Genomic DNA, 9,107 nt, shown 5'->3' on the forward strand with positions numbered 1-9,107 from the left:
ACTACGACGTTGGTGACTGCCATCAAGTTTTTTGATCTATGCCTTTAATGACAAGGGAGTCAACTGTTCTCGTGGCAGTAGACCGGGCATGTACCCGGAAACTTTAAACGAGGAATTTAGGTTCCCACCTGGATAAACCCAGGTCATAAACTTAGGTAAAACGGCGTCGCGGTGAGCTTAAAATTATTAGCTCCTAAAGTCAGTTATAACTTGGGAGCTTTAATTATTAAAATCAGTATTACTTATAGTACAAATAATAAATTCTAAACTAAAAATCTGAAACAACGCAGATTAAGCATTTCGGCTGTATTAATCAAACAAGTTTAATCTCTATTAACTTAGAAGTTAGCAATATTTGGTGAGCAAAACAAAATCTGTATAGTTTGATTCTAAATTAGGTATCGTTCAGAGTTAAGATAACGAAATTATCTGAAACTGTGGTTAAAGCTACAAAAAATTGTTAAAACAACTAACTAATACCGTATTTCCAGCCTCGATCTTCCGACTAGAGAGTGGTTTAACATTTATTCATCAAGAAATTCCCACTACCCCTGTAGTTGTGGCGGATGTCTGGGTGCGTGCTGGAGCAAGCCTAGAGCCAGAACCGTGGTTCGGCATGGCGCACTTTTTAGAACACATGATTTTTAAAGGGACGGCGACACTACCCCCTGGAATGTTCGATTACAAAGTTGAAAACCGGGGTGGCGTGAGTAATGCGGCGACAAGCTATGATTATGCTCATTATTCACTCACTACAGCTGCCCCTTATCTGGAAGATACTCTGCCCTACTTGGGAGAACTACTGCTGAATGCGGCAATTCCAGAAGATGAATTTAGCCGTGAACGGGATGTGGTGCTAGAGGAAATTCGCTCTTGTCATGACGATTCTGACTGGATAGGGTTCCAAGCTTTGATTCAAAGCATCTATCAGCATCACCCTTACGGACGTTCGGTGCTGGGTACTGAGCCAGAACTGATGCAGCAATCACCAGAAGCAATGCGCTGTTTTCACCGCACTCACTATCAACCGGAAAATATGACGGTGGTGATTGCAGGGGGTATAGGCCAGGAACCAGCTTGGGAAATGGTAAATCGTTCATTTGCGGATTTTGCCGAACGCTCTAATTGTCCGCAGTTTGAGAAAGTGGCAAAGCCAGTGATAACAGGAATTCACCGTCAAGAACTGTGTTTACCACGCATAGAGCAAGCACGATTGTTGATGGCGTGGCTGGTACCAGGAGTAGAGGAAATCCGCACTGGCTATGGTTTAGATTTGTTGTCGGTGTTACTAGCAGAAGGGCGGACTTCGCGTTTAGTGCGCGATTTGCGAGAGAATTTGCAATTGGTACAAGGAATTTGCAGTAATTTTTCTCTACAACGGGAATCAAGTTTATTTACAATTACTGCTTGGTTAGAACCAGAAAATCTGGAGGAAGTTGAGTCGTTAATTCGCGCTCATTTGGATGATTTGCAGACTATAGGAATTAGTGAACAGGAACTTGCCCGTACACGCAGGCTGCTGTGTAACGAGTATGCGTTTTCTACCGAAACGCCAAATCAGCTTACTGGGCTTTATGGATACTACAATACCATCGCTCAGGCTGAATTGGCTGTGACATATCCTCAGCAGATTCAGTCTTTTGATGCCCAAGAACTGCAAAATTTAGCTAAACAGTATCTCTCACCGCAGAATTATGCGGTTACTGTACTTAAACCATGTTAGTTATTGGGCATTGGGCATTGGGCATTAGTTTTTGACAAATGACAAAGGACAAACTATAAATGACAACCTTGCTGCAAAAATCGCCTATCCATCGCACCGTATTGAACAATGGTATTGTCGTGCTGGTGGCAGAAAACCCTGCTGCGGACATTATTGCGGCGCGAATCTTTGTGCGTGCTGGTAGTTGTAACGAAAACCGGGAGCAAGCAGGGTTGGCACATTTGCTATCAGCAGTGATGACAAAGGGATGCGATGGACTTTCTAGTTTGGAAATTGCCGAAATTGTCGAGTCTGTAGGGGCGAGTTTGAGTGCAGATACCAGTACTGATTATTTTTTGCTATCTTTCAAAACGGTAACATCCGATTTTAGGGAAATTTTAACATTGGCAGGGCGGATTTTGCGATCGCCAACTTTTCCCGAAACTGAAGTCGAACTAGAACGGCGTTTAGCACTCCAAGATATTCGTTCCCAAAAAGAGCAACCGTTCACCGTCGCCTTTGAACAAATGCGGCAGGTAATGTACCAAAATCATCCCTATGCTATGTCAGTGCTGGGAGATGAAACCACCATGAGTCGCATAACTCGTGCGGATTTAGTGGAATATCACCAGACTTATTTTCGTCCAGATAATATAGTAATTAGTATTGCTGGTAGGGTAACACCCACAGATGCAGTGGCGTTGGTAGAAGAAGTTTTTGGTGATTGGCAGATTACCACACAAGCACTGCCAATACTGAATTTACCTGAGATTAGGGTGGAGCCGCAAGTAAGGCTAAAACCAGTACAGACACAACAATCAATTGTGATGCTCGGTTATTTGGGAACATCGGTGAGTTCTGTTGACTACGCCCCACTGAAGTTGTTATGTACCTACTTAGGAAATGGGCTTTCTAGTCGCTTGTTTGTCGAATTGCGAGAAAAGCGAGGTTTAGCTTACGAAGTATCTGCCTTTTACTCCACAAGGCTATTTCCAGCGTCTTTTGTGGTTTACATGGGTACAGCACCGGAGAATACCACTATAGCCTTAGAGGGACTGCGTACAGAAGTAGATTTATTGTGTACCACGGAAGTAACCGAAAGCGCACTCCAAGCTGCTAAAAATAAGATCCTGGGGCAGTATGCTTTAGGGAAACAAACAAACGGGCAAATTGCTCAGATATACGGCTGGTATGAAATTTTGGGCTTAGGAATTGATTTTGACACAAAGTTCCAAGAATTGATTGCGGCTGTGAGTGCCAAGGATGCGATCGCTTCAGCTTGTAAGTATTTAAAATCACCTTACTTGTCTTTAGTTGGTCAAGAAGAAGCAATTAATCAGGCGATCGCCTAAGGAAGATTATATATGATCGCAAATGCAGCAGCTGTTTTTTAGACGAAGCGGCTGTACCATTAGCATGAGAATATTTTGGGAGTAAATTCCATGCAAGGCAGCCTAACAGCAAGTATTTTGAGTTACTTAAAATTACTAGATCCAACTGTAAATCGCTGTATAATAGCAAAACGGCAAAAAGGTTGGTGGACAAAAAGCTGTAACTATTTATCAGCCATTGAAATACTCTTGTTTTCCACTACGCCTCTGCTTATGGCCTCAACAGCTTTAGTATCAATAGCTGCACCACAAAAAATAGCCCAAGTAAATCCGGGAGATGCTATTAACCGCCCTACCCTGAAAGTTGGTAGCCAAGGCGAACGTGTGTCTGAGCTTCAAGCAGCTTTAAAACTTTTAGGTTTTTACTCTGGTGTCGTAGATGGTACATATAGTGAGAATACGGCCAGTGCTGTTTCCCGGTTTAAACAAGCAGCTGGCTTAAATCCAGATGGTGTTGTTGATGCCAGCACTTGGCAACGACTTTTCCCTAAAGAAGCGATCGTCGCATCAACTGTTCCTTCATCCCAGCCAAGATTTAACTCAGCTACAAATTTTCCGGTTCCAACCCAGGCTAGCAACCTCACCAACGTTGCAAATCCCAGCCCCAATCCGCCAAGACAAGCTGTAACACAAGTTCCTACTAGCCTCAATCCACCAAGACAAGCTGTAACACAAGTTACGACTAACCCTGAGCCAAAGCCTGCTAAACCAAGACAAGCTACAACTCCAAGGGCACAGAAAACGCCAAATCGTACTACATCAACTACTCGAACTAGACAAACTACTTCAACTCAGTCAAATACAAATACTAAGCGAACTCCTGGTATTCAATACACCTTAGAAGGATTGCCAATTTTGCGTATAGGGTTACGTGGTTCTGAAGTTGTCAAGTTGCAACAACAACTGAAAAGGCTTGGTTATTTGAAAGGCCAGCCAGATGGAGACTTTGGCGTGACAACTGAGGCAGCTGTGAAAGCTGTACAAAAGCGCTATGGTTTAGAAGCTGACGGCATAGCTGGTGGGGCTACTTGGGAGATTCTTTTGCGGCGTTAGCCTTTCTTATCTCTACTGCTATGCGTAGCGTCTCGTCCGCCCGTAACCAAAGGCGTAAGCAAGATACTGCCCGACAAAACTGGATAATTTATTTTTTGGAAACCCCTACGCAGGTTTCTCTAAGTCAAGAAATCTCTGTAGGGGTTTTGTGCTTCACACCATTTTTATGAATTTAATTCGGTACATCCTGCAATACGATAAAGATACCCCGATTGGAAGTATCTCTTAATTCCTCCAAAAAAACTTATGCAACACTTTTTATTAACTTGGCTCGGTAGTGCGGTGGCGTTATTTATTACTGCTAATATCGTTCCGGGATTCTTTATCAAGAATTTTGTGACTGCCTTAATCGCTGCCTTTGTTATTGGTCTGGTTAATGCATTTATTAGACCAATTTTACAGATTTTGACGTTTCCGATTACCTTGCTCACCTTTGGTTTATTTACATTAGTGATCAACGCCTTAGCCCTTTGGCTGGCAAGTGCCCTAACTCCTGGTTATGGTTTCGAGATTCAGGGCTTTTTACCTGCTTTGTTAGGTTCAATTGTGCTAGCAATTGTTTCTAGCATAATTAATTATTTTTTGAGAGTTGTTGACTAGAAAATTAGTAAATTGTAATGCTAATATTTGAAGCTTGAGCAACAGCTAGTGTTACCGCTCCTGGTTGCCCTTGTAACTGAAAAATTCGTTTAGGAACTAAGAACCTCACCTGCAATTCCTCTATGGTTGTAAAGGGGAAAACACTCAACGAGGTGAGTTGATAGGCTGCAAGAACAGCAGCTGCCTCTGCTACGCTAGGTGTACCTACTTCGTGGTCAATAATTGTGGCAGGGTTGGGGACACAGATAGAGCGAAGGATTTCGGCAGAAAAGGTTCTTAGGGGCAAATTGCGTAAGCGACAAAGTTCTACTAAACCAACTTCCGAAGCTTTAGTGTCGATGGTAGCAATACCTATGATCGCACTTTGAAAAAGTTGATTTTCTCGAAACACTTGCTCAATCGCCTGATCGATCAACTGACATGAAGTTCCCCGTTTACAACCGATTCCTACCCATAAAATCTGTTGCACTTGGTCTATTTCCTGATTAAATTCGTGTCTAAGAGCGATCGCTTGAGAATAATTTGACATACTTGGGTTTACTCCAACAGCCAACCAAATAAATTTCCCACTGTCAGTTTCAACTCACCTGCAAAATCTGGCACAGGAAGTAAAGCTTCTAGTTCATCTAACATGACTGGCTGTTGATTGCGGATGTACACCAATACCGTTTGTTCTTCTGGATCAATCAGCCAACCCATTTGTGTTTCATAATTCAGACAATGTAGAATATTTTTTGTAACTTTCGTTTGTCTTTGGTCAGGCGATAGAATCTCGATAGTCCAATCGGGAGATGCTTTAAAGACGTTGGCAACTTGACCATTTTGATCACGGGGAATTCTTTGCCAAGTAAACACACAAACATCTGGCACTATTGACCTTCCACCAAAAGTACACCGCAGTTCTGGAAAAGCACGAGCAATTCGCTTGGGCTTCACCGTTAAGTTGATAGTGCTAACCATCTCACCTTGAATTATACTGTGCTTCCCCTGTGCCATTGGTTTTTGAATAATTTGACCATCAATGTATTCATTAGCGGGCTTGGTTTCTGGTAGTATCAGAAACTCCGCCAAAGTTATGTTTTTAGATGGTGTCCGTACCATTTGCGATCGCCTCCAACAAAACCTTACTCTTCCAACTTTACCAATTACAAATTACGTAATTAGGAATTATTTTACCTGTAAGTTGATTCAAGAGTACTAAAAGCAGTAACAGCATTTTGCTCTACAATGTTTTTCGCCGCAGCCAGGAGATAATCATAATAAACACGAGCGACGATAGATAACTGCTTGCCAGATGGGTAAACCATGTACCAATTTCGCTGAATGGGAAAGTGTTGCACATCTAAAATGCTGAACTCTGAGGCATCTGATAGTAAGGTATGACGAGATAAAACCGAAATTCCTAAACCACCTGCGATCGCTTGTTTAATTGCTTCATTACTTCCCAATTCCAGCTTGACTTTTACCTTGACCCCCTGTTCTTCAAATAGGCTTTGGACGGCGCGACGAGTTCCTGAACCTGGTTCCCGCATAATAAAAGGTTCGTCAGACAGACGTTGTATAGGAATATTTGTTTCTTTAGATAAGGGATGATTAATCGGTGCAAAGACGATCAAAGGGTTTTCTAAAAATGGTTCACAAGTCACATCCCTATTTTCTGGAATTTGACTCATAATATATAAGTCATCCAAATTATTACTCATCCGTTCCAAAATCTGTTCGTGATTCGTGACTTGCAGCGAGATATCAATCCCTGGATAAAGTTCGCAAAACGGCCCTAACAAACGTGGAATAAAGTATTTTGCTGTTGTAATCACTGCCAAACGTAATTGTCCCTGCTTTAGCCCTTTTAAATCTGCCACCTTCATTTCATACTGGGCTATATTTTCAAAAATTTGCCGACAAGTGACAAATAATTCCCGCCCTGCCTCCGTTAGATACAACCGCTTCCCTACCTGCTCAAATAATGGCAACCCTACCGATTTTGTGAGTTGCTTGATCTGCATAGAAACGGTAGGTTGGGTGAGAAACAATTCCTCAGCAGCACGAGTAAAGCTACTGTGCCGTGCCGCCGCCTCGAACACCTTTAACTGGTGCAGCGTCGCTTGTTTCAAGGGTAATTCTCCTGTAAGTAGCGATTATAGATATAAAAATAGTATTGCTGAAGAGGGGCAAATTATATAGCAATGCTCACAGAAAGTAACGAGTTTTATTTATAGATAAAACTCTATTATTGCTATAAAAATAAAGATATTTTACTTATGGATTTAAGAAGCTATTATCAGAACAGCAAAAGCGTAAGATGCCTTCCATCTAAACGATGAATGTTGAATGTAGATTTTCGACAATTCATCATTCATCATTCCATAATTCTTCTGTAATTTTTGTAGTTAGCTTTGTCAAATCTGGTAATCTTAGTACCTCGATTTCGGCAACTTGTTCTTTAATATTCACTGGCAAGTTTAACGGTTGACGTTCTTCTATCCAGCAACTTGCTAATGGCAAAGTTAGCTCCATTTCGTCTAGTGGTCGAGGAATCACCATTACTGCATTCAATTCTCCAATGCGTTCGGCCTCAAACATTCCTGCTTCTACTGCCACCGCCACATTTGCGACAGAACCACGAATAATCGCTGTACATAAACCTGCGCCAATTTTTTCATAGGCTGCTAAATACACATCAGCAGCTTTCAACATGGCATCACACGCTCCTACCATCGCAGGAAATCCTCGCGTTTCTACCAAACCAATTGCTTGATTACTCAGACGGCTGTAATTGCCCTCCTGCATCAATTTAGTGAAACGGGTTGTGATGGGAAGGACTATATCTAAGTTGGGATAAGGCCGGGCAATCACCAAACTAGAAATCAACTGACCAAACTGTTCAGCTGTTTGCACACCTGATTCTACCGCCAGACGCACGTCAGCAATTCCACCCCGAACGATCGCAGTACAATGACCACTACCAGTTTTTTCATAGCCAACTAGGTGAACTCCCGCCGATTTCAGCATCATATCCGCCGTACCAACTATCGCCGGAAAGCTCCGGGTAGAAACTAAACCCAAAGCAGTATCCTGAAAGGTGTCTTGATTACTCGCTCCCTGGATTGTGTTCATAGACTGTTGATTAGATGTTTCCATGATGAATTCTCCAAGATCCGGAAAAAGCTGACAACTTACAATTAACACTTACTCAGACTGATTGTCAGAGTTTGGGTTGCTCAAAGATTGTCTATGGGGAAACAATGTGGTCATTAGTCTGTGTATGCTCCCTTGCCCATAAATTTGAGTTCCGAAACTGTTAGGCGATTCTGTGGCTGGTTGAGTCGGGTCTGAGTCATTTTCTGTAGACTCTTGAGCAGTTTCTTGCAAGGTGGAGTCAGGATTATTTACAGGTTCCTCTACGGCAGCCGACTGGCTTTCTGGGGTCGCGGGAGATTTAAAGTAAGAAATCGACTTGTTTCGTTTGAAATCCACAAAAGCCGCAGCTGAGAAGTTAGTTGAGGAAATTGCCTTTTCCTTAACTCCACCTAAGCCATTTTCCTCTTCCTTCTGCGGTGGTGTACTTGTAGAAGTTGGGTTATTTGTAGATGCTTCCAGTTGCTTTGTTTGGGCAATCTGCCGACTAGTGTCTCCTAAAATCGAGCCAGCTGGAACTACTTGTCCAGGTTCAACTGAACAGTTGAAAACCGTTGTCGCCGAACCAATGCAAGCATTTGCGCCAATTTTGCCCTTCCCAACCATCAAAAAACCGGCTCCCAGGTTCGCGCCTGCTTCTACCTCTAGGGTTCCTTCATGGACTTGGAGAATTGATCCCATACCAATACACACCCCTAGTCCAATGATAATTTTGCTGTTTGCAGCCGCTTGGAGGATCACCCCAGGTGCGAGTACTGCGCTTGGATGAATAGTCACCTCACCACTAATGTAAGAATCAAAGTTGTTGCTGAGGCGCAGTGGCGGCACAGACATGGAAATTTTAACCTCGGAAGCCGAATTGAGTGCTGAGTGCTGAGTGCTGAGTGCTGAGTAATTAGTATGTTCCAAAATCTGAGTTTACAGTTGGTGTGACTGATGTCTTTAAGCGTTAACTCAGCACGGGCTAAACCCTAGCTATCCGCCAACAGCACTTTTAACCAGAGGTGGAGCGTCTCCGGCTCCACTCAGCACTGCTATGGTCGTTGAATAATCGTTTCTAATACCCGACGCTTGGCTTTGGGGTCAATACCAATTAAGCGGACATATTCCCCTTGGTATGTGCCGAGATGCCCTTCTACGGCTGCGATCGCTTCTCTTTCAGAGGAGGCTTGAATTTGACCAGTACTAGTCCAGGAACCTGTACGGAACCGCCGTTCATCTAC

The 9,107-nt window shown here is 43.0% G+C and carries 10 protein-coding genes and 1 other RNA gene; 5 read left to right on the top strand and 6 right to left on the bottom strand.

The features are described from left to right. The 5 genes from ssrS to ACEW80_RS23900 form a co-directional block, all read left to right on the top strand. A non-coding RNA gene (gene ssrS / locus ACEW80_RS23880) (6S RNA) lies at positions 1-179 on the top strand; the annotation flags it as partial. A gap of 278 nt (positions 180-457) precedes the next feature. Then, positions 458-1,723, top strand: coding sequence for a M16 family metallopeptidase (locus tag ACEW80_RS23885; protein WP_373528971.1), 1,266 nt, complete (start codon positions 458-460; stop codon positions 1,721-1,723). 59 nt (positions 1,724-1,782) lie between these two features. Further along, complete coding sequence (locus ACEW80_RS23890) at positions 1,783-3,054, top strand: M16 family metallopeptidase (protein WP_373528972.1); 1,272 nt, start codon at positions 1,783-1,785, stop codon at positions 3,052-3,054. Positions 3,055-3,144: 90 nt separating this feature from the next. After that, on the top strand, positions 3,145-4,146 hold the full coding sequence (locus ACEW80_RS23895; protein ID WP_373528973.1) for a peptidoglycan-binding protein: 1,002 nt from the start codon (positions 3,145-3,147) through the stop codon (positions 4,144-4,146). A gap of 246 nt (positions 4,147-4,392) precedes the next feature. Next, a complete protein-coding gene (locus ACEW80_RS23900) occupies positions 4,393-4,746 on the top strand; it encodes a phage holin family protein (protein WP_373528974.1) in 354 nt (117 codons plus the stop codon). Between the two features lie 4 nt (positions 4,747-4,750). Here ACEW80_RS23900 and ACEW80_RS23905 read toward each other — a convergent pair whose 3' ends face one another. From ACEW80_RS23905 to ACEW80_RS23930, 6 genes are all read right to left on the bottom strand, one after another. Further along, entirely contained in the window at positions 4,751-5,275 is a 525-nt protein-coding gene (locus ACEW80_RS23905) for a cobalamin biosynthesis protein (RefSeq protein ID WP_373528975.1), read from the bottom strand. An 8-nt stretch (positions 5,276-5,283) separates the two neighbouring features. After that, positions 5,284-5,847, bottom strand: a complete 564-nt coding sequence (locus ACEW80_RS23910) for a Uma2 family endonuclease (protein WP_373528976.1) — start codon at positions 5,845-5,847, stop codon at positions 5,284-5,286. Between the two features lie 71 nt (positions 5,848-5,918). Further along, a complete protein-coding gene (locus ACEW80_RS23915) occupies positions 5,919-6,860 on the bottom strand; it encodes a LysR substrate-binding domain-containing protein (protein WP_373528977.1) in 942 nt (313 codons plus the stop codon). A 238-nt stretch (positions 6,861-7,098) separates the two neighbouring features. Next, positions 7,099-7,887: a BMC domain-containing protein gene (locus tag ACEW80_RS23920; protein WP_373528978.1), complete on the bottom strand. Its 789-nt coding sequence runs from the start codon at positions 7,885-7,887 to the stop codon at positions 7,099-7,101. Between the two features lie 48 nt (positions 7,888-7,935). Continuing rightward, positions 7,936-8,718 (bottom strand): transferase, encoded by a 783-nt coding sequence (locus ACEW80_RS23925; protein ID WP_373528980.1) that lies wholly within the window; start codon positions 8,716-8,718, stop codon positions 7,936-7,938. 200 nt (positions 8,719-8,918) lie between these two features. Next, positions 8,919-9,107: ribulose bisphosphate carboxylase small subunit (locus ACEW80_RS23930; protein ID WP_373528979.1), on the bottom strand; the 189-nt coding region annotated here is incomplete at its 5' end.

Origin of the sequence: Nostoc sp. (assembly GCF_041747015.1) — a bacterium.
Classification (GTDB): domain Bacteria; phylum Cyanobacteriota; class Cyanobacteriia; order Cyanobacteriales; family Nostocaceae; genus Nostoc.